Annotated in this window: 21 protein-coding genes and 1 pseudogene; 13 read left to right on the forward strand and 9 right to left on the reverse strand. The window is 62.3% G+C overall.

Translation table 11 applies throughout. The annotated features are described in order from the left end of the window. The first annotated feature begins 149 nt into the window (after positions 1-149). From EK373_RS08165 to EK373_RS08185, 5 genes are all read left to right on the forward strand, one after another. Positions 150-467 carry an RNA recognition motif domain-containing protein gene (locus tag EK373_RS08165; RefSeq protein WP_129642200.1) on the forward strand — a complete coding sequence of 106 codons (318 nt, stop codon included), beginning with the start codon at positions 150-152 and terminating at the stop codon, positions 465-467. Positions 468-733: 266 nt separating this feature from the next. Next, positions 734-2,026: a putative porin gene (locus tag EK373_RS08170; RefSeq protein ID WP_198683146.1), complete on the forward strand. Its 1,293-nt coding sequence runs from the start codon at positions 734-736 to the stop codon at positions 2,024-2,026. A 17-nt stretch (positions 2,027-2,043) separates the two neighbouring features. Next, the gene (locus EK373_RS08175; RefSeq protein ID WP_129642202.1) at positions 2,044-2,607 is read left to right on the forward strand and encodes a hypothetical protein; all 564 of its coding nucleotides are present in this window, start codon (positions 2,044-2,046) and stop codon (positions 2,605-2,607) included. Positions 2,608-2,848: 241 nt separating this feature from the next. Continuing rightward, complete coding sequence (locus EK373_RS08180; RefSeq protein ID WP_198683147.1) at positions 2,849-3,472, forward strand: hypothetical protein; 624 nt, start codon at positions 2,849-2,851, stop codon at positions 3,470-3,472. Position 3,473: 1 nt separating this feature from the next. Continuing rightward, positions 3,474-4,127, forward strand: a complete 654-nt coding sequence (locus tag EK373_RS08185) for a hypothetical protein (RefSeq protein WP_129642203.1) — start codon at positions 3,474-3,476, stop codon at positions 4,125-4,127. A 3-nt stretch (positions 4,128-4,130) separates the two neighbouring features. Here EK373_RS08185 and EK373_RS08190 read toward each other — a convergent pair whose 3' ends face one another. From EK373_RS08190 to EK373_RS08220, 7 genes are all read right to left on the reverse strand, one after another. Then, positions 4,131-4,505, reverse strand: coding sequence for a hypothetical protein (locus tag EK373_RS08190; RefSeq protein ID WP_129642204.1), 375 nt, complete (start codon positions 4,503-4,505; stop codon positions 4,131-4,133). Positions 4,506-4,720: 215 nt separating this feature from the next. Beyond that, a complete protein-coding gene (locus EK373_RS08195; RefSeq protein WP_129642205.1) occupies positions 4,721-5,266 on the reverse strand; it encodes an NUDIX hydrolase in 546 nt (181 codons plus the stop codon). A 5-nt stretch (positions 5,267-5,271) separates the two neighbouring features. Beyond that, a complete protein-coding gene (locus tag EK373_RS08200) occupies positions 5,272-6,435 on the reverse strand; it encodes a succinylglutamate desuccinylase/aspartoacylase family protein (protein ID WP_129642206.1) in 1,164 nt (387 codons plus the stop codon). Continuing rightward, entirely contained in the window at positions 6,432-7,268 is an 837-nt protein-coding gene (locus EK373_RS08205) for a class I SAM-dependent methyltransferase (RefSeq protein WP_129642207.1), read from the reverse strand. Before EK373_RS08205 ends, EK373_RS08200 begins: the two co-directional genes overlap by 4 nt. A gap of 152 nt (positions 7,269-7,420) precedes the next feature. After that, on the reverse strand, positions 7,421-7,696 hold the full coding sequence (locus EK373_RS08210) for an RNA recognition motif domain-containing protein (RefSeq protein ID WP_129642208.1): 276 nt from the start codon (positions 7,694-7,696) through the stop codon (positions 7,421-7,423). A 336-nt stretch (positions 7,697-8,032) separates the two neighbouring features. Further along, positions 8,033-9,997: a biosynthetic arginine decarboxylase gene (speA, locus tag EK373_RS08215; protein ID WP_198683148.1), complete on the reverse strand. Its 1,965-nt coding sequence runs from the start codon at positions 9,995-9,997 to the stop codon at positions 8,033-8,035. Positions 9,998-10,078: 81 nt separating this feature from the next. Beyond that, positions 10,079-10,924: a sulfurtransferase gene (locus EK373_RS08220; RefSeq protein WP_129642209.1), complete on the reverse strand. Its 846-nt coding sequence runs from the start codon at positions 10,922-10,924 to the stop codon at positions 10,079-10,081. A gap of 70 nt (positions 10,925-10,994) precedes the next feature. Here EK373_RS08220 and EK373_RS08225 point away from each other — a divergent pair, with 70 nt between their 5' ends. From EK373_RS08225 to EK373_RS08235, 3 genes are all read left to right on the forward strand, one after another. Beyond that, a complete protein-coding gene (locus tag EK373_RS08225; RefSeq protein WP_129642210.1) occupies positions 10,995-11,663 on the forward strand; it encodes a glutathione S-transferase family protein in 669 nt (222 codons plus the stop codon). A gap of 223 nt (positions 11,664-11,886) precedes the next feature. Then, complete coding sequence (locus EK373_RS08230) at positions 11,887-13,305, forward strand: homospermidine synthase (protein ID WP_129642211.1); 1,419 nt, start codon at positions 11,887-11,889, stop codon at positions 13,303-13,305. A gap of 169 nt (positions 13,306-13,474) precedes the next feature. After that, positions 13,475-14,032: a hypothetical protein gene (locus tag EK373_RS08235; RefSeq protein WP_129642212.1), complete on the forward strand. Its 558-nt coding sequence runs from the start codon at positions 13,475-13,477 to the stop codon at positions 14,030-14,032. Positions 14,033-14,061: 29 nt separating this feature from the next. On the opposite strand, the gene greB is transcribed toward EK373_RS08235, so the two are convergent. Further along, positions 14,062-14,574, reverse strand: a complete 513-nt coding sequence (greB, locus tag EK373_RS08240; protein WP_129642213.1) for a transcription elongation factor GreB — start codon at positions 14,572-14,574, stop codon at positions 14,062-14,064. Between the two features lie 112 nt (positions 14,575-14,686). Between greB and EK373_RS08245 the strand changes: the two genes are divergently transcribed. Further along, a complete protein-coding gene (locus tag EK373_RS08245; protein WP_116810813.1) occupies positions 14,687-14,881 on the forward strand; it encodes a hypothetical protein in 195 nt (64 codons plus the stop codon). 45 nt (positions 14,882-14,926) lie between these two features. Here EK373_RS08245 and EK373_RS34225 read toward each other — a convergent pair. Next, positions 14,927-15,046 (reverse strand): annotated as a pseudogene (locus EK373_RS34225) (hypothetical protein); the annotation flags it as partial. Between EK373_RS34225 and EK373_RS08255 the strand changes: the two are divergent. The 4 genes from EK373_RS08255 to EK373_RS08270 all read left to right on the forward strand — a co-directional run bounded on the left by EK373_RS08255 (position 15,028) and on the right by EK373_RS08270 (position 19,650). Further along, the gene (locus EK373_RS08255; protein ID WP_129642214.1) at positions 15,028-15,891 is read left to right on the forward strand and encodes an alpha/beta fold hydrolase; all 864 of its coding nucleotides are present in this window, start codon (positions 15,028-15,030) and stop codon (positions 15,889-15,891) included. The pseudogene EK373_RS34225 and the gene EK373_RS08255 overlap by 19 nt on opposite strands. Next, positions 15,888-16,634: a class I SAM-dependent methyltransferase gene (locus EK373_RS08260; protein ID WP_129642215.1), complete on the forward strand. Its 747-nt coding sequence runs from the start codon at positions 15,888-15,890 to the stop codon at positions 16,632-16,634. Before EK373_RS08255 ends, EK373_RS08260 begins: the two co-directional genes overlap by 4 nt. A 50-nt stretch (positions 16,635-16,684) precedes the next feature. Then, positions 16,685-18,745: a M13 family metallopeptidase gene (locus tag EK373_RS08265; protein WP_129642216.1), complete on the forward strand. Its 2,061-nt coding sequence runs from the start codon at positions 16,685-16,687 to the stop codon at positions 18,743-18,745. 242 nt (positions 18,746-18,987) lie between these two features. Continuing rightward, positions 18,988-19,650 (forward strand): LemA family protein, encoded by a 663-nt coding sequence (locus tag EK373_RS08270; protein WP_129643451.1) that lies wholly within the window; start codon positions 18,988-18,990, stop codon positions 19,648-19,650. Positions 19,651-19,678 lie beyond the last annotated feature (28 nt).

Raw genomic sequence — 19,678 nt, forward strand, 5'->3', positions numbered from 1 at the left:
AGGCCTGGGAACCTAAACCGCATGACTTCTGAGTCAGGAACGACTGGGGGAGTGCAGGGGCGGAGCCCGAATGTAACCAGGCCTCGAAGTGATGATATTTCCCAGCAGGGGGATCGCGCTCGAGGCTTTTTCAGAGAGACTGTATCGCTATGACAAAGATCTATGTGGGTAACCTGCCGTTCTCGGCAAACGAGGACCAGGTTCGCCAGATGTTCGAACAGCACGGCACCGTCGAGTCCGTCGCCCTGATCAACGACCGTGAAACCGGTCGTCCTCGCGGCTTCGGCTTCGTGGAAATGCCCCGTGCCGACGCACAGCGCGCCATTCAATCCTTGAACGGAAAAGACATGGGTGGCCGTCCTCTGCGCGTCAATGAAGCGCAGGAACGTCAGGGTGGTGGCGGCGGCGGCGGTGGCCGTGGCCCCCGTGGCCCGGGCGGCGGCGGCGGCGGTGGCGGCCGCTGGTAAGCGGCCCCAACAACGAAGCTAGCTTCGCTTGTTACAAAACCCCGCGGTAGCAATACCGCGGGGTTTTGCTTTTTGGACCTGCGTCACAAAGCGCCTGGGAAGAGGTTCACATAACGACGACTGGCGGGCCCGGCCCTAGCGGTGCATCAGGCGAAATCGCATGACGGCAGTACTGCAGGCCGGTAACCATCGCATTGTTGCAATCGTGTGACCGGCGCGTGACCGCGCGGCACCATAGCGATATGTCGTCCCTACCGGAGAACCTTGTGAAGAACCCGCTCCTCGCGGCCGCCATTGCCGCTGCCCTGAGCTTCGGCTCGGCCGCGCACGCTGCCTCGAATGATGAGCTCGCGCAGATCCGCTCGCAGTTGCAAAGTCTCATGCAGCGAGTCGACAAGCTCGAAGCCGAAAACAACTCGCTCAAATCCGAGAACGACCAGCTCAAGGCCCAGACCGAGCAGGTCAGCAAACAAATGGCCCAGAGCGCGACTCAGGGTGCGGACCTGAAGCCGGCCCCGGCCGCCGTGAAAGCGGCCGACTGGCCGAGCCGCGTCGTGCTCAAAGGCGACGTTCGCTACCGTCATCAACAGACTGACGATGACAACGCCAGCGCCAAGCGCGAAGAAGATCTGCTCCGCGCACGGCTCGGTGTGGAAGCCAAAGTAAACGACAGCATCGTGGCGGCCATTGGCGTCAGCACCACTTCCGCTCCCGGCAACCCGCGCGGCGGTAATGTGCAGCTCGATGGCGCGTTCTCGCGCAAGTCGCTGTATCTCGACCTCGCCTATTTCGACTGGACGTTTGCCGACAACGCTCATTTCATCGCCGGCAAGATGAAGATGCCGTTCGTACGTCCCGGCCAGAGCCTGTTCTGGGACAACGACATCAATCCCGAAGGCATCGCGCTGACCTACAGCGCCGGCTCGATGTTCGGTTCGGCCTGGAGCTATTGGCTCGAAGAGAACGTGCAGACTAGCGCCACGACGACTACCGCCACCGACACCAAGATGTACGGCCTGCAGCTGGGCAATCGCTTCGATATCGGCGGCAACAACCTGGTGGTCGCGGCTTCGTACTACGACCTCGCCGCCGCCGAGGGGCGCCGTCCGTTTTATAACAACTCCCCGAACGGCAACTCGCTCACCGTCAGCGGCGGTCTGGCGTATGACTTCCAGGTCGTGGACCTGATGGCTGAATACAATTTCAAGCTGCGCGATGTGCCCTTCCAGGTGTGGGCCGATGTCGCGCGCAACCTCGATGCCGAATACGACACCGCGTTCACCATGGGCACGATGGTCGGCAAGGCGTCGAACCCGGGCACCTGGGAAACCGGCCTCGCTTATCAGTTGATCGAGAAGGACGCACTGTTCGCCCAACACATCGACTCCGACTTCGGCGGCGGCCTGTCGGACTCCGACGGCTGGGTGCTGCGCACCGGCTATGCGCCGGCGAAGAACTGGGTGTTGAATGCCACGTACTTCAAGAACGCCAACAACAAGGACGTGGGCACCGAGTACGACTTCGATCGGCTCATGCTCGATTTCAATACCAGGTTCTGATTTGGCCCGAGATGTTCATGAGAACGATCAACGTCAAAGCGCTTGCCGGCTCGATGCTGGCGGCGGTGCTCTGTTTGTCGCAAGTCGCCGCGGCCTCGGATCTCGATCCGGCGCTGCAAGCCAGTGTGACCGCGAAGATCAAGGAAGTGAAAGCCTGGGCGGCCGATCCCGCCATCGTCAGTGCGGTGAAGGAGTACAACACCAGCAAGGCGCCGCAGGCGGCGTCGATGGACCAGGCCAGATGGACCAACACCAGCGTCATCGATCCGTTCGTGCGCGGCCTCACCAAGACGCCGGCGGCGCAAGTGCTCAAGACGAAGCGGGGCGAGGTAGTTTCCGAAGCGTTTCTGTCGGGCGCCGATGGCGGCAAGGTTGCGTTCCTCGGCAAGCCGACGAACTGGAGTCATCAGGGCAAGCCGAAACACGATCTGCCGATGAGCGGCAAGACCTGGCAGGGCGAGGTGGAAGTGGACGAGTCCTCCGGCTTGCAACAGCTGCAGGTCGCGGTGCCCGTGCTCGATAGTGGCAAGCCAATCGGCTCGCTCGTGGTCGGGCTCAGCATCGGCAAGCTGGCGAACTAGCGCCCACGCGCCCGAGTGCGATGTTTGCTAAGGCCCCGCTGTCGAAAGGCAGGGGGCCTTTTTCTTGATTAGCAAACATTGCCGGCGAGTGCTAAGGGAACTTTCTCACAAATCTCGCCGGATCCATCCGCGCGCCTGTTGCGAACTTGCCGCTGGGAACCGCATCTAACGCTAGAGGGTTAAATTCTCGACGGCTGATGCCGATGTCTTAGTACAAGGGTCATGCACGAGGTGCTTGGCGATGAGCGACGATGGCTCAGGAACGGTAGTTGCGGTCCCCAATCTGCGCGAGTTCTTTCACGACTCGGTGCAGAAGGCGCTACGCAATCAACGCGTGGCTGTCGACGATCACACCGAACACTACGTCGTGAACGTGCTCACCGTGTTCGCACGCTCCGAAGAGCTCTACGAAAGAACGCCCGAAGGTGTGCGGCTCAAACCGCTGGCCCACATGCTGGCGGATGCCTCGGCGGCGCAGTCCAGCCAGCAGCGTGACGAAGCGCTGCGTCGCCTGGGCGATGTTTCTCTGTTCATTGCTGGCTTCTTCGCGCAAAGCTTTGCGCGCAAACTGGTGGACGTCGATTATCACATTGCCATGGGCGGCCGCGCCTACGGCACGCTCGCCGAAAACATGCGCTACTCGATTCGTGGCCAGGCGTTCGCCACGGTGTTCCTGGAGCTCGCAAGAAAGTTTCAGCGCCTGGTCGATGTGCTCAACGATGTGGCCGAGATGGCGTATCAGCACACCGACAAGGACATCCTGCGCCTGTACGAGATCTGGCTGAAGACCGGCAGTCCGCGCGCCTTCGCAATCCTGCAGAGGCTCGGTGTCGCACCGGTGAATGCCGGGAGAAAGGAGCACTGACATGCTGCTGCGTCGTATGCAGTCGCTCCTGACCCGACTGTACGACGCCCCCGTCGAACACGACGCCGAAGATTTCCTGATCAGCGACCCGCAGCGGCTGCGTGAAGTGGTCGGCGATCAACGCGGGCCGCTCAGCGACGAGCAGGTGTTCGTGGTGCAGGAAGACGGCGGCGTGCGCATCGGCTTGTTCATCGATGCACGAGTGCTCGACCGCCTGGAGCGTCAGGATCCGCTGAAGGCACTCGACGAAGGCAACCTGCACGACTTCTGCACGGCGCTCGAAGGCGTCAGTCACTTTCATTACTTGATCTGGAGTCTGGCGCGCGGCCGGCCGGTGTCACTGCTCGAGCTGGAGCTGCAGGCCGAAGTGGACAAGTATGCTACTGCGCTCGCATTGATCACCCAGCAACGCGCGGGTGCGTTCCCGAGCGCGTTGCACGCAAGGATGTTCAACGGGGTGAGCTTCCTGCCGCAGCTGGACGAGATCAGCCGGCGTCGCTACGAAGAAGCCAATCGGCACGCGGCGCGCTACTGCCGGTCATTGGATCAGCGCTATCTGCACCCGCGGCGCTCGCAACCGGAGAAGTGGCTCGCGGAGCTACGCCGATTCTTTCGTTGCGGACATCAGGAGAAGATCAGACAACTCGCGGTGTGAGGCTCACTCGCCGCTGTTGTTGTCGCCGACGCGCTTCTTCATCTCGATCCATTTCGACAGCTCGCGCAGGTCGCGCTTCGGCGCGGCCGGCTTCCGCTGCAACAGTCCGCTCTCGTAGGGGTTGTAGCCCAGACGCGAGCCTTTGGCGTTGTTCTGGATCGTGTTGGTCGGCTGCTCTTCTTCCGCAAACGACAGGCCGGGGTGATCGAGGGCCTTGCGACGTGCGCGCTCGCCTTCCTCGCCGTCTTCGCTGAAGCGATCGTCATTCCACGCATAAACGGCATTGCCACGCTCGTCGAAGGCAATGCGGCCCGGCTGCTTCGGCTCGACCACTCGGGGCCGCAGACGAAAGCCTAGTTTCTTCAAATCGTCATTCAACTCCGCGTCTCCATCTCCTGCCGTAGGTTCGCGCCTTCCGGCCCCTGTTGAGAATTCCACGTCTCTCATCCTTTTGGACGGGTGTCGCTATTGAAGTGCTTCGCAGCACGACGGGCAAGTTGCAAAAGTGTGATGTGAGTGGCGGATGTGCAGGCTCGACTGTCATGTACATCGACAGTGCTGCAAATGCGCTAAAAATACCGACACTCGCGAGCCTATAAAGCCAGCTGCCGGGCCGGCGGTTGCACATAAGGAGCGGCTCGGAGCAGTGCCGCCAGGGTCTTGCCGTCACGCAGCTCGCCGGACTGCGCCATCTGCAAGACCTGATCGAACGGCAGCCAATGCGCTTCGAGCACTTCGCTCGCTTCCAGCCGGTTGGAGACCTCGGTCAGGCCGGTGGCGAGAAACAAGTGCACCACCTCCGTCAGGAAACCGGGAGAGGGCAGGAAGTCGCCGAGGCTGCGCCACTCGCGGGCGCGACGGCCGGCCTCTTCTTCCAGCTCACGCTTCGCCGTCTGCAGCGGCGGTTCCTTGTTGTCGATCTTGCCGGCCGGGAATTCCCAGATGTAGCCATTGGCCGCGTGACGGTACTGCCGCACCAGGCAAACGCAACCGGCGTCGTCGAGCGCCATGATCGCGGCGCCGCCGGGGTGATGAACCATGTCCAGCGTTGCGACGTGATCATTTGGCAGCCGCACTTCCTCGACGTTCACCGTGATGGCGCGGCCGGTGAAGATGTGGGTGATCTTTTCGATGCTCATGTGACTCAACCTGGAGGAGGATCGGCTTCCTCGGTGGGCGGCGCCGACTCGTCGTCCTCGGCGGCATCTTCGGCGCTTTGTTTGGACATCTTCGAGGGCGTGGTGGCGGTGCCGATGCGATAGGCCGCGAAGCCCGGCAGCACGACCTGATTCAACGCCATGCCGAGCACGCGACCGCTGGTGGGCGCGTAGATGCGATGCTGTTGATTCGAGATCGGATCGGTGACGACACCGAGCAACTCGCCTTCGCTGACCCGCTCGCCGAGCGCCACGTCGGAGAACAGGATGCCGCCGTGATCGACGCGCACCCATTTGGAGGCGTAGTACACCGGCTCGGGATCGCCCCAGTAGCGGCGCTGCTTGGTCATGCCGAGCGAGTACAGCAATGTTTCCACCGCTTTGGCGCCGTGCTCGACCTGCTCGGATTGCACGCGCATGGGTTCGCCCATTTCAAACGTCACCGAAGGAATGCCTGCCTCGGTCGCCGCCCGTCGCAACGAGCCTCGTTCGCCGACACTGTGCAGAACGACGGTCGCGCCGAAAGCTTTGGTCATGCGGGACACCTGCGGCAAACGCAGGTCGGCGCGTACTTGCGGCAGGTTGGTGCGATTCAGCGAGCCCGTGTGCAGATCGATCAGCGCCGAGCAGTTCTTCACGACCTCGGTGAAGAACGAGTGCGCCATGCGCGTGGCGGCGCTGCCCTTCGGATTGCCCGGGAAGTAACGATTCAGATCGCGGCGGTCCGGCAGGTAGCGAGCGCCGCGATAAAAGCCCTGGATGTTGACGATGGGCACGCCGATGACCGCGCCATTCAATTCTTCCACGTCGATGTCGTCGAGCACGCGGCGCGCGACTTCGATGCCGTTCAACTCATCGCCGTGCACGGCGGCTGTCAGGCACAACACCGGTCCTGGCCCTTTGCCATTGAGCACGAACACTGGCACGGGCGACACGAACCCTTCCATCGCCTGGCCGCTGGTCCAGATGAGTTTCTTGCGCGTGCCCGGCGGCACCTCGCTGCCGAGCAGGCGCAGGCGTCCCTTGGGTTTCAGCGTTTCTGAGCCCTCCATGGTCGCGGGCGCCGGGGTCGGCGCCGCTGGCTCTTCGGCGGTGTGTGCGAGCGTGCTGAGCAGGCAGCCAAGCAGCAGTGCGGTCAGGGCGCGCTTCATGGCGCCTTCTTCACGAACTTCAGCGTGAAGCGGTCGCTCTCGCCGATTTGTTTGTAACGCTGATCGTCGCCATCGGCGAAGCCGGGAGGCAGCGTCCACACGCCTTTCTCGTAGTTCTTGGTGTCTTTGGGATTGGCGTTGATCTCCGACCGACCGACCAGCTGAAAACCGGCGGCTTCGATCATGCGGATCGCGACAGCCTCGTTCACATAACCGGACGCGGCCTTCGGATCCTGCGGCAGCTGCGGGTTGCCCCGATGCGCGACCACGCCGAGCACGCCGCCTGGCTTGAGCGCGGCGTGCATGGCGGCAAGGGCGTCGCGTTCCCAGCCAAACATCATCCAGTTGTGCAGATTGCGGAACGTCAGCACCAGGTCGGCCGAGCCGGCCGGGGCGATCTCGTTCTTGGCCGGCGGCGCGGCCAGCGTCGTCATGATCACTTTGCCGTATAGATCCGGCCGCATCCGCAGCTTCCCTTTGTAGGTATCCACTGTGCTCTTGGCGTATTCGCCGGCGGCGGGGTCGAGCAGCGCGCTATACAGCTGGCCGCGGTCCTTCAGCAGCGGTGCGAGAATTTCGGTGTACCAGCCGGCGCCCGGCCACACTTCGACCACCGTCATGTCCTGGCGGAAGCCGAAGAATTCCAATGTCTCTTTGGGATGGCGGTATATATCCCGGGCGCGATGCTCGGGTGCGCGGTGCTCACCGCGAAGCACGGTATCGAGCGCGGCGCTGGTGGCTGGATCGGTGGCAGGCGTCGTCGCGCAACCAGTCAGAATTATCGCGCTCAGTACGAACCAATAGAACGACCGGGCGACGCAGGGCAATCTCATTCCTTCTCCTCGCGACCTCACGAGCCGCGAAGATAGTGGATGCGACAGTGGCAAATCAAAACCATGCCCAGGCCACGCCCTGCGGAGCGTAGCCTGGGCTTACGGACCGGTTCAGTTACGGCAGCCTGGTTGCAGCAGGCTGTCGGAGCTGGTTACCAGCGGCCGTTTTGCCGCGGCGGACGGGCTTCGCGCTCGCGGGCTTCGTTTACGCGCAGCGGCCGACCGCCCATATCGAAACCATTCATGTGCTGAATGGCCGTTTGGGCATCGCTGGAGGGCATTTCCACGAAACCGAAGCCGCGGGGGCGTCCGGTTTCGCGATCGTTCACCAGTTTGACCGATTGCACCGTGCCGTGTTTTTCGAACAGGGAGCGGACGTCCGTTTCAGTGGCGCTGAACGGTAGATTGCCAACGTAGATCGTCGTCATCGAAGGTCACTCTTTGAGGCCAGACAAAAGTTGCAGCCAAACGATCGCCTCCGCAGAGCTCATGGGCTCCCGGATGAGAGAACGATCGCCGTGTCTTGGTCGCTGACAATCAACCATGGGAATGGCGTGGCGTGGAGACGAGCTATGAAGCGCGTATGTCCGAAGGTCGCTCTTGTAGGTTGAAATGCGTATTCAGCTGACCGCGGTCGATACTACGTCAGCCTTTTGGCGACTGCAATGATCCTACTTGACAACGGGATTTTTGGAATTTTTTGCAGCTGCGAACGCAGGGTCGCTCAGGTAGGAAGGCCGGGCTCCGCCCGGCCTGGAACGACGTCATCCTTCCAGATACGTGTAACCGTTCAGCTCCCACTCGTAGAAACGGCGCAACGCCTGGCTCTCGGCCAGCGTCATGCGGCCCTCGCGGACCGCGCGCTCGCAGTCGCGGGCGAATTGCGGAAACAACCGTTCCACGTCGTACTGCATATATCTGAGCACTTCGCCGGCCGTGTCGCCTTTGACGATCTCCTCGATCCACCAGCCGCCTTCGTCGTGCAAGCGGATGTGCACGACGTGGGTATCGCCGAACAGATTATGCAAATCGCCCAACGTTTCCTGGTACGCGCCGACCAAGAACACCGCGAGGTAATACTCCTCGCCGGGCTTCAGTTCGTGCAGCTCGAGCGTGCGCTTCACTTCGCGCTGGCTGACGAAGCGGTCGATCTTGCCGTCGGAGTCGCAGGTGATATCGGCCAGCACGCCGTTGCGCGTCGGTTTCTCATCGAGCCGGTGGATCGGCATGATGGGGAACAACTGGTCGATGGCCCAGCTGTCGGGCAGCGACTGGAACACCGAGAAATTACAAAAGTAAGTATCGGAAAGAATCAGCTCCAGGCCTTCCAGCTCCTCCGGCACGCGTTCCAGCTTGCGGCAATAGTCGCGGATCTTGGCGCACGTCGCCCAATACAAACGTTCTGTCAGGCCGCGGAATTCCAGGCTCAGCAGGCCGAGGTTGAACATCTGCAGCGCCTGTTCGCGCGCCTGCAGAGCGTCGTGATAGCACTCCACCAGCCGCCGTTCGGAAATCGTGCGATAGGCTTCGAACAGATCGAGCACGGGCTGCGGCAGCTCGTCCTTGTCGCCGCTGTATTCGTCTTCGATACGGTCCGAGATGCGGAATTTATCGAAGCACGATGAGCCGAGCGCGTTGAACACCAGCACGCTGTGATGAGCCGCGGTGGCGCGACCCGATTCGCTGACGATGACGGGATGGTCGATGCCGCGGGCGTTGCAGACGCTGCCGATGCGATACACGACGTCGCTGGCGTACTCGTTCATCGTGTAGTTCATCGACGATTCGAAGTTGGTGCCGCTGCCATCGTAGTCGACGCCGAGGCCGCCGCCCACGTCGATATATTTCAGGCCGGCGCCCATCAGCTTCAGCTCGGCGTACACGTGCGCCAGCTCGTTGATCGCGTCTTTGACCTTGCGAATGTCCTGCAGCTGGCTGCCGGGATGACAGTGCACCAGCTCCAGGCAATCGAGCATGTCGTTGGCCTTCAGCACCTTCACCAGCTCGAGGATTTCGGTGACGAACAGGCCGAACTTGGATTTCTCGCCGGCCGAATCGCGCCAGCGTCCGGCGCCTTCGCTCGCCAGCTTCACACGCACGCCGATGCGCGGGCGCACCTGATACTTCTGTGCGTGCTTCAGCACCAGCTGCAGCTCCTCGAAGTTTTCGATCACCGGAATGATGGTGCGGCCGAGCTTGGTGGCGAGGATGACGGCTTCGATGTAGCTGTCGTCCTTGAAGCCGTTGCAGACGATCATGCGCTCGGGCGCATCTTCGGTCAGCGCCATCACCGCCAGCAGCTCGGGCTTGGAGCCGGCCTCCAGGCCGAAGCCGAATTCCTTGCCGTAGCGATACACCTCTTCGACCACCAGACGCTGCTGATTCACCTTGATCGGGAACACCGCGGTGTAGCGGTTCTTGTAGTCGTTCTCGGCGATGGCCTGCGCAAACGCCTTCTGCAGCCGGCTGAGCCGATGGCGCAGGATGTCGGAGAAGCGCACCACAACCGGCGTGGTCAGATCGCGCTGACGCAGCCCTTCGACCACTTCATACAAATCGATCTCGCGATCCGGCGAGCCATCCGGGCGCACTACGACGTGGCCGGCGGCGTTGATGCTGAAGTAGTGCTTGCCCCAGTGCGGCACCTGATACAGCTCGAGCGAATCCTCGGTGTCCCAGGAGCCGTTGGTGACGCCTACAGGCAGGGGTTTTTTAGCAGTGGAGTCCAAGTGCGCTGGCCTTTGAAGGTTGGGCCGTGTAGGAAAGGCGCGAACGATACTGCAAAGAGATTGCGAAATTAAGCGTGCGTTTTAATCCGTAGTTGCAACGCCTCGCTGCGGATTTCTGATCCACTCGCTCCACGAGCCCGCGTACAAGCGCGCACCAGGTTTTCCGGCGACTTCCATCGCGAGCAGCAGATGACACGCGGTAACGCCGGAGCCGCACATTACGATGGTGTGATCGTCCGCAACGCCCGCCTGCGACTGCTCGTAGCGACGTCGTAATTCCTCCGGCGCGCCGAAGCGGCCATCGCTCGACAGATTGGTCGAGAACGGATGATTGCGAGCGCCTGGCACGTGGCCGGCGACTTTGTCGAGCGGCTCGACTTTGCCCAGGAAGCGTTCGGGCGCCCGCGCATCCAGCAGTCTCCAGTCCGGCTGTTGCACGCGGGCCTGCACCTGGTCGGCATCGAGCCACAACTCGCGATCCGGACGCGCCTGAAATTGGGTCGGCCGGCGTGCAGGAATTTCAGTGCCAAGTGGCAGACTCGCGGCGGTCCACGCCTTCAAACCGCCATCGAGAACGGCCACTGCGCGATGCCCCACCCAGCGCAGCAGCCACCACAAGCGGGATGCATACATGCCGTTGTCGGCGTCGTACGCGATCACTTGTGTGTCGGCGCCCACACCCCAGCGACTCATCGTCTGCGCAAAATGTTCAGCATCCGGCAGCGGATGCCGGCCGGTCGACGGCGTGATCGGGCTCGACAGGTCGCGATCCAGATGCGCGTAAATGGCGCCAGGAATGTGCCCGGCGTGATATGCAGCTTCTCCCGCCGCCGGTTGCGCCAGGTCGAAGCGGCAGTCGACGATCAACCACCGTGGATCGGTCAGGTGTTGCGCCAGAGTTCCGACGCTGACGAGTGTGGTGTGCATGTCGCTAGTCTACTAGCCAGCGAGGCCCGCTTCGTTACAATCCGCCCCTTGGCTTCGTGGGGACGACTTCATGGCACTGGAACTGTGGTGGGGTAGCGGCAGCCCTTATTCCTGGCGCGCGCTGCTCGCGCTCGAGCACAAGCGGTTGCCGTACGTGTCGCATCTGGTGCAGTTCTCCAAGCAGGAGCACCGCTCGCCGCAGATGTTGCAGATGAACCCGCGCGGGCGCGTGCCGGTGCTCAAGGACGGCGACTATGTGGTGTTCGAGTCGCTCGCCATCCTGCGTTACCTGGACCGCAAGTATCCCGAGATACCTATCTTCGGCCACAACGCCGAGGAAGAGGGCACGATCACGCGCGTGATCTGCGAGTACCAGTCGTACGCGGAAGATCACCTCGCCAAGCTCATCTACGCGATTCTGTTCCAGGGCGTCGAAGGGCACATGGAGGAGATCGAGCGAGCGCTCAATTTCGTGATCGCCGAGGCGCGCACCATCGAAAATCGGCTGGCGACGTCCGCGTGGCTGGTCGGAGAGGCGTTTTCGGCCGCCGACATCGTCATTTTTCCGGGCATCCAGCAGCTGATGCGCGTGCTGGAGCGGCGCGAGGCGGAAGATCTGCGCGCGCGTCTGCTGCCGATCGAGACGACTTTTCCGGCCATCGGCGCGTGGATCAAGCGCGTCGAAGCGCTGCCCGGCTACGAGAAAACCTATCCGCCGCACTGGAAAGAAAAAGAATAAGGCTGCCCGCGGTGCGCATTGACGAGCGCGCCGCTGCAAAAAAAATCTTTGTCGCCTCTTGAAAGTGCGCTCACGCGGCGCACTTATCGGCGTCGATTTTCATTACGGTCGACGCGGCGGCAAAAGTCAGTAAACTGCGCGCCGTCGCCGAAGCGAGCTGTTTCGCAATCGAGGTTCGACGTTCCCAAATTTTTTGGTTGTTCGTTGCGTGAGTGAGTGTGCTATGTCCCAATATCCCGTGCATTTCAACTTCCCCGGCCGTCTCGTGATGGTGGGTTTCGGCAGCATCGGACAGGGAGTTTTGCCACTCATCTTGCGTCACATCGCGCTCCCACCGGAGCGCATCACGATCGTGACCGCGGAAGATCTGGGCCAGCAGGAAGCCGCCGAATACGGCGTGAAGTTCATCATCAACCCGCTGACGCAGGAAAACTATCGCCAGGTGCTCGAGCCGCTGGTCGGCAAGGGCGATTTCCTGCTCAACCTGTCGGTCGATGTTTCCAGCATCGCGCTGGTCAAGCTGGCGCACGAGAAAGGCGCGCTGTATCTGGACACGTGCATCGAACCGTGGCCCGGCGGCTACACCGATCCGAACGTGCCGCCGTCGCTGCGCTCCAACTACGCGCTGCGCGAGCAGATGCTGGCGGTGCGCGACGCGCAGAAGGGCGGGCCGACGGCCGTGATTACTCACGGTGCAAACCCCGGCCTCGTGTCGCACTTCGTGAAGCAGGCGCTGCTGAACATCGCGGCCGACACGTCCGTTGACGCGGGCAACCCGAAGACGCGCGAAGAGTGGGCGGCGCTCGCGGCCAAGCTCGCCGTGAAAGTCATTCACATCGCCGAGCGCGATACGCAGGTCGCCAACACGCCGAAGAAGGTCAACGAGTTCGTGAACACGTGGTCGGTGGACGGCTTCGTGAGCGAAGGCTGTCAGCCGGCGGAGCTGGGGTGGGGCACGCACGAGAAGGAGCTGCCGCCGCAGGGTCGTCGTCACGAGTTTGGCCGCCAGAGCGCGATCTATCTGATGCAGCCAGGCGCCGGCACGAACGTGCGCACGTGGACGCCGAAAGCCGGACATTTCCACGGCTTCCTGATCACGCACGGCGAGTCGATCTCGATCTCCGACTATCTGAGCCATCGCGAAGGTGACAAGGTCGTGTACCGCCCGACGGTGCACTATGCCTATCACCCGTGCGACGACGCAGTGATGTCGGTGCACGAGTTCGCCGGCCGCAACTGGCGGCTGCAGGATCACAAGCGCATCCTGAATCAGGAAATCCTTTCCGGCGGCATCGACGAGCTCGGCGTGCTGCTGGCGGGTCACAAGAAGAATGCGTACTGGTATGGCTCGCAGCTGTCGATCGACGAAGCGCGCAAGCTCGTTCCGCACAACACGGCGACCAGCTTGCAGGTTTGCGTGGCGGTGCTGTCGGGCATGATCTGGGCGATGGAAAATCCGAATCGCGGCGTGGTCGAGCCGGACGAGATGGACTTCCGCCGCAACCTCGAGATCTGCATGCCGTACCTCGGCCCGGTGGTCGGTGCATACAGCGACTGGACGCCGCTGTTCGATCGCAACCGCTTGTTCGAGGAGAACCTCGACAAGAGCGATCCGTGGCAATTCAAAAACGTGATCGTTTGAGCTGATTCACATTGCGAGAGCATATAAAAACTCGGGGTCGGGCATCCTGCCACGACCCTCGCGGCGAGGCGGCAAAAGGCGTGACTTTTGCCGCTCGCCCGCCGCCCTAGGCGGCGGGGTACATCCATGTACCCGAGGTGGCACTTGGTAAGGAACGGCTAGCCACTTCATGCCATTCAAAGTCAGCTTCAATCTCGGCGACGCCGATCTGCAGCACCTCGCGGAAGTCGCGCAGGTGCGGCAGTCGGCGGCGCGCGCGCAACCCATCGAGCGCATCGTTGCTTCGGCACGCGAGGTTTATTTGAAAGGCGCGCAAGCGCATCTCGCCGACTTCGTTAAGGAACGTTACTCGCGCCTCGGCACCATGCTCGACATGGTCGACGACGCGGAGTGGCGGCTGAGTGAGGAAGACTCGCAGCGCCTGCTGAACGCGCTGGCGTGTTTCGGCGAGCCGGCGCCGGGCGCCTCTTCGGCGCTGCTCGACCAAGCCATCATGATCGAGCTGGTCAGTCGCGATCTGCACCACGACCTGGAGGCGTACCGCGACTTCTGCAAATTCCGCGCGGCGCAGCTCGCCAAGCGTCACTCGCCGCCCGGCGCGGACCGCGAGCAATGGTTGAGTCAACGCCGGGAAACATTGCTGAAGCGCATGCACACCCGGCGTAAACGCGATCTGGATGCGGCTGCGGGGCCGGTGCGCCGCCTCTTCTCCCTATTCGGGCTATAGCCGTCATCGTCGAGTTAACGGGCGTTTAATCATCCGCCTGATGGCGTCTCGTAGCGCACGGCGGTTATTACATAAGTCTTGAGACCGCCCGGAACTTCGACGCGGACTTCATCATCCAAACCTTTGCGCAACAACGCGCGGCCCAATGGCGAGTCCATGCTGATGTACCCCCGGGATGCATCGAACTCGTCGGGGCCCACGATGCGGTATTCGCTCTCGGCGCCATTGTCGTCTTCGAGCGTCACCCAGGCGCCAAAGAACACACGGGATGAATCCGACGGGGGCTGGCTGACGATCACCATGCCGTCGAGTCGTTGCCGCAGAAAACGTACACGGCGATCGATCTCGCGCAGCTGGCGTTTGCCATAGATGTATTCGGCATTTTCCGAGCGGTCGCCCTGGGCCGCGGCCTCTTGCACGGCCTGCGTGACTTGCGGGCGCAAGACGCGCCACAGGTGGTCCAATTCGTCCTTGAGTCGTTGTGCACCGACAGGAGTAATGAACTTTGAACCCTTTGGTTGAGGCGGTCGGTAACGGGACATGTGATCCGATTTGCCAAGCTTTCGTAAGGCCGTCGCTGATAACGTCAAATGGCCGAAATTCTGTGGAATCCTTCACGGTCGCCGGCCCTCGCGCTCTTTACTCTGCCGTCCCATGAGCATCAAGTACTACACGCACTTTCTGCTGCAAGAACGGGCCCCCAAGGGCATGAGCGAGTTCCGCGGCGTGGTCGAAGTGAACCGCACCTTGCTGCGCGGCGACCTCAAGGAAGCCGCCTCGGTGCTGGCCAAGAACTTCGAATGCGACACCAAGGATATCAAGGTTCTGCAGTGGAGCCGGTTGCACTAAAGCGGGTGCCCCCAAACTTCATCGAATAGATCAGTCTCGAATCCCCTAGCGGGCTTTACTTCCCTTCAGAAAGTCCGCTTCTCTGCCCCGAGCCCAAAGCTCGGGGTTTTTTTTGCCTCGATTTCGCCGCGGGTTATCCTGGCGGGATGCCGATATATTCCGAGCAGACCTATCGCTCGCGCGACGGGCTGAAGCTTTACTACCGCGACTATCCGGGCGACATGAAAAAAGTGCCCGTGCTTTGCCTGCACGGGCTGACGCGCAACTGTCGTGATTTCGAGGCTCTGGCGCTCAAGATCACCCCCGGACGAAGAGTCATCACGCCGGACTTCCGCGGGCGCGGGCAGTCGCAGTACGACTCGATGTGGATGAACTATCACCCGATGACTTACGTCGACGACATGTGGTCGTTGCTGCGGGAGTTGGGCATCGATCGCGTCATCGCGATTGGCACTTCGCTCGGCGGCCTGGTTGCGATGCTCATGGGCGCAGTTCGTGCGCAGACTTTCGCGGGCGTCGTGCTCAACGACATCGGGCCGGAAGTCGATCCGGTCGGCGCTGCGCGTATCCGAAGTTACGCGGGGCGCTTTCCGCCGCCGCGAAGTTGGGATGAAGCCGTGGAGCAAATGAAATATGTTTTCGACGTAGCGCTGCCCGATTTCACCGAGCAACAGTGGCGCGATTTCGTGCGACTTTCCTACAGCGAAGACGAAACAGGTTCGCCGCGGCTGGAAGCCGATCCACGCATCGGCGACGCGATTCGAGCGGTCGTGCCGCCGCCGGGCGCGGCGCAAGGCATGTGGCTCGCCTTCAACGCGTTGCGCGATACGCCGACGCTGGCGATTCGCGGCGCGCTGTCCGATTTGTTGTCTGTGGATGTGTTCGACCGTATGCAACGCGAGCATCCGCGCCTGCAGCGAGTGACCGTCGAGAACAGAGGGCACGTGCCGCAGCTCGACGAGCCGCAGTGTCGCGCGGCGCTCGATCGTTTCCTGGCGGAGCTGCCGTGAGTTTCAAAGATCATTTTTCCGGCCACGCGAATGCGTACGCGAAATATCGCCCCGACTATCCGGCCGAGCTGTTCCACTATCTCGCCTCTCTGACGCCACATCGGAAGGTCGCGCTCGACTGCGCCACGGGCAGCGGACAGGCGGCAGTCGGGCTGGCCGAACATTTCGAGCTGGTGGTTGCGAGCGATGGCAGCGTGTCTCAACTGCAGAACGCCGAACAGCATCCGCACGTCGCATACATCGGCAATCTCGCCGAGCAACCGGCGCTGCGCGCCCACACGGTCGATCTCGTCGTCGCCGCGCAAGCCGCGCATTGGTTCGATCACGATCGCTTCTATCCCGAAGTGAAGCGCGTACTGAAGAGCGACGGCGCGCTGGCCTTGTGGACTTACGGGCTCGCTTACGTCGAGCCGCAGATCGACGCCATCGTCAGGCACTTCTATAGCGATGTCGTCGGCAGTTATTGGCCGCCCGAGCGGCGCTGGGTGGAGAGCGCGTATCGCGATCTGCCGTTCCCGTTCCAGGAGATCGGCACGCCGCAATTCCAGCTGCAGCTGCAATGGGACCTGGACAGCTTGATCGGCTATCTCGGCACCTGGTCGGCCGTGCAGAGATACAAGCGCACGACCGGCCAGGATCCCTTGCCCGCTCTGCGGGCGGAGATAGCGCCGGGCTGGGGCTCGCCGGTCGAGACCAGGACGGTGACCTGGCCCTTGCATCTGAAGGTCGGCCGACCCCACTGACTGTTCAATGGCCTCTCCGCAGTACAGCGGCGCCCGCTATGATCGCGGGCATGAACGCCAAACCTTTGCTCGCTGCGTTGAGTTGCGCCGTCGTTCTTGCCGCTTGTTCGAGCCCGCCGACCGGCGCGCCGCCGGCAGCTTCATCGACATCGACCCTGCGCTCCGGCGTTTACGGCTCGAACCTGGATAAGAGTGTCCGGCCGCAGGATGATTTCTATCGATTCGTGAACGGCCACTGGCTCGCCAACACCACCATCCCGGCCGACCGTTCCAACTACGGCACGTTCTCGCTGCTCGAAGACGGCGCCGAGGAAGATCTCAAGACCATCCTGGAAGAAGCCGCCGCGGCCAATGCGCCGATGGGCTCGGACGCACAGAAGGTCGGCGACCTGTATGCGAGCTACCTCGATGAGACAACCATCGAAGCGCGCGGACTGACGCCGCTAGCGGCCGAGCTCAAGCGCATCGATGAGTTGAAGACCAAGCAAGACGTTGCGCGCCACATCGGTTACAGCCAGCGCATCTCGGTGATGCACCCGTTCGCGTACTACGTTTCGGTCGATCGGAAGAACTCCAGCCAGTACACAGGCATCCTTGCGCAGAGCGGTCTGGGCATGCCGGATCGTGACTATTACTTGTCCGGCGACGAGCGCCTGAAGGGCATTCGTGAGAAGTATCAGGTCTACGTGAATGATCTGCTCGCCGCCGCGGACACGCCGAAAGCCGAGAGCGTCGCGGAGAAAATCGTCGCGATGGAGACGCAGCTCGCGAAGTCGCACTGGACGCGCGTGCAGAATCGCGACGCGCAGAAAACATACAATCGCTATGAAGTCGCGGCCTTGCCGAAGCTCATGCCGGGCTTCGACTGGAATTCATTCTTCGCCGGCGCGCAGATTCCCATGGACAAGACGCAGGCGCTGGTCGTCGCGCAGCCGAGCTATTTCGAAGCGCTCGGCAAGCTGATTGCGACGACGCCGGTGGCCGACTGGCGCGGCTATTTCCGTTACAAGCTGCTCAGCACTTATGCGCCCGATCTGCCGGGCAAGTTCGCGCACCTGCATTTCGACTTCACTCAGCGGACGGTGTCTGGCATCGAAGAGCTGAAGCCGCGCTGGAAGCGCGCGGTGGATACGGTCGACGGCGCGATGGGCGATCTGGTCGGCAAGATGTATGTGGAACGTCACTTCAGCCCGGACGCGAAGCGCCGCATGGATGAGCTGGTGGGCAACCTGCTGACGGCTTATCGACAAGGCATCGATTCGCTGGAGTGGATGTCGCCGGCCACCAAACAAAAAGCGCACGCGAAGCTGGAGCGACTGACCACGAAGATCGGTTACCCCTCCAGGTGGCGCGACTGGTCGAAGCTCGAGATTCGTCGCGACGATCTGATCGGCAACGAGATGCGCGCCTCGACCGTGGTGTTCGAACGCAATCTCGCCAAACTGGGCGGACCGATCGATCGCACCGAATGGTTCATGACGCCGCAGACCGTCAACGCTTATTACAACCCGCCGACCAACGAGATCGTGTTTCCGGCAGCCATCCTGCAGCCGCCGTTCTTCAACGTCGCCGCGGACGACGCCATCAATTTCGGCGCCATCGGCGCGGTCATCGGACACGAGATCAGTCACGGCTTCGACGATCAGGGCCGTCGCTACGATGGCGCCGGCAACCTGAACGATTGGTGGGCGCCGGAGGACAATGCTGAGTTCACCGCTCGCGCCAAGCAGCTGGGCGCGCAGTACAACGCACTGAGCCCGTTGCCCGGCCTGTTTGTGAACGGCGACCTCACCATGGGCGAGAACATCGCGGATGTCGCCGGCCTCGCCATGGCATATCGCGCCTGGCAACTATCCTTGCGTGGCAAGTCCGCGCCGGTGATCGACGGGTACACCGGCGAGCAGCGCTTCTTCATCGGCTGGGCCCAGGGCTGGGCACGCAAGTACCGCGATGACGAGTTGCGCCGCCGCCTGCTGACCGATCCGCACAGTCCGAGCGAGTACCGGACCAATAACGTCGTCGCGAATCTGCCGGAGTTTCATGCGGCTTTCGACGTGAAGCCGGGCGACAAGATGTACAAAGCGCCCGCCGAGCGGGTCCGGATTTGGTGAAGCCGCCGGCGACTTTGCTGCACTCGCCGGCGCGCGCTTGAAACTTCGAGCGAATTTCCCCAATTTAACAGCTGCTGTCGGCGGAACTCTGACCGATCCAGGACGGTTTCGCTGACGGGTCCGGCGGTGCGCGGCTGACGTGTGCTGCCGGCGACGCTGGGCAAGATGCCCGAAGTGCCGGGAGCGCAGGGATGCGCAGAACCTGGCCCGGCGAAACGACGATTACTATGAAGGGCTCCGTCATGCATGTTCTGCGCGTAGGTTTGCTGGTACTGCTCGGCGCGCTGTTGACCGGGTGCGGTTACAACCGGTTGCAACAGCAGGATGAGCAGGTGACTGCGGCTTGGTCGGAAGTGCTGAACCAATATCAGCGCCGCGCCGATCTGGTGCCCAATCTGGTGAACACAGTGAAGGGCGCGGTGCAGGCCGAGAAGGACATTCTCGATAGCGTCGTGGAAGCGCGTGCCCGCGCCACATCGATCCAGGCGACGCCGGAGCTGATCAACAATCCACAGGCGTTCCAGCAGTGGCAGGCCGCGCAAGGCGAGTTGAGCCAGGCGTTATCGCGACTGATGGTGGTCGTGGAGCGTTATCCGGAGCTGAAATCCATCTCCGGCTTCGAGGATCTGCGCGCGCAGCTGGAGGGCACCGAGAACCGGATTGCGGTCGCGCGCAAACGTTACATAGACGCGGTGCAGACTTATAACGTCACCGTACGCTCCTTCCCGACCAACCTCACCGCGAAGGTGTTCGGGCACGAATCGAAACAGAACTTCTCGGTGGAGAACGAGCGCGAGATCGCGCGTCCGCCGGCGGTGGACTTCGGTCGCACCGAGTCTGGGCCGCAGCAGCAGACTCCGCCGGCGCAGCCGGCGCCGCAGCCCCAGGTTGAGAAGCCCGGCTGAACCGGCTCGAGAACGGCGCGAATACCCT

The organism is Peristeroidobacter agariperforans, from assembly GCF_004138335.1.
GTDB lineage: Bacteria > Pseudomonadota > Gammaproteobacteria > Steroidobacterales > Steroidobacteraceae > Steroidobacter > Steroidobacter agariperforans.

Bases quoted from the DNA above. Each gene is read 5' to 3' on its own strand.
- EK373_RS08270 (WP_129643451.1), top strand. From the start codon at position 18,988: ATGCATGTTCTGCGCGTAGGTTTGCTGGTACTGCTCGGCGCGCTGTTG.
- EK373_RS08175 (WP_129642202.1), top strand. From the start codon at position 2,044: ATGAGAACGATCAACGTCAAAGCGCTTGCCGGCTCGATGCTGGCGGCG.
- EK373_RS08235 (WP_129642212.1), top strand. From the start codon at position 13,475: ATGCCATTCAAAGTCAGCTTCAATCTCGGCGACGCCGATCTGCAGCAC.
- EK373_RS08210 (WP_129642208.1), bottom strand. From the start codon at position 7,696: ATGACGACGATCTACGTTGGCAATCTACCGTTCAGCGCCACTGAAACG.
- EK373_RS08205 (WP_129642207.1), bottom strand. From the start codon at position 7,268: ATGAGATTGCCCTGCGTCGCCCGGTCGTTCTATTGGTTCGTACTGAGC.
- EK373_RS08265 (WP_129642216.1), top strand. From the start codon at position 16,685: ATGAACGCCAAACCTTTGCTCGCTGCGTTGAGTTGCGCCGTCGTTCTT.
- EK373_RS08195 (WP_129642205.1), bottom strand. From the start codon at position 5,266: ATGAGCATCGAAAAGATCACCCACATCTTCACCGGCCGCGCCATCACG.
- EK373_RS08180 (WP_198683147.1), top strand. From the start codon at position 2,849: ATGAGCGACGATGGCTCAGGAACGGTAGTTGCGGTCCCCAATCTGCGC.
- EK373_RS08200 (WP_129642206.1), bottom strand. From the start codon at position 6,435: ATGAAGCGCGCCCTGACCGCACTGCTGCTTGGCTGCCTGCTCAGCACG.
- EK373_RS08185 (WP_129642203.1), top strand. From the start codon at position 3,474: ATGCTGCTGCGTCGTATGCAGTCGCTCCTGACCCGACTGTACGACGCC.
- EK373_RS08220 (WP_129642209.1), bottom strand. From the start codon at position 10,924: ATGCACACCACACTCGTCAGCGTCGGAACTCTGGCGCAACACCTGACC.
- EK373_RS08255 (WP_129642214.1), top strand. From the start codon at position 15,028: ATGCCGATATATTCCGAGCAGACCTATCGCTCGCGCGACGGGCTGAAG.
- greB (WP_129642213.1), bottom strand. From the start codon at position 14,574: ATGTCCCGTTACCGACCGCCTCAACCAAAGGGTTCAAAGTTCATTACT.
- EK373_RS08165 (WP_129642200.1), top strand. From the start codon at position 150: ATGACAAAGATCTATGTGGGTAACCTGCCGTTCTCGGCAAACGAGGAC.
- EK373_RS08245 (WP_116810813.1), top strand. From the start codon at position 14,687: ATGAGCATCAAGTACTACACGCACTTTCTGCTGCAAGAACGGGCCCCC.
- EK373_RS08230 (WP_129642211.1), top strand. From the start codon at position 11,887: ATGTCCCAATATCCCGTGCATTTCAACTTCCCCGGCCGTCTCGTGATG.
- EK373_RS08225 (WP_129642210.1), top strand. From the start codon at position 10,995: ATGGCACTGGAACTGTGGTGGGGTAGCGGCAGCCCTTATTCCTGGCGC.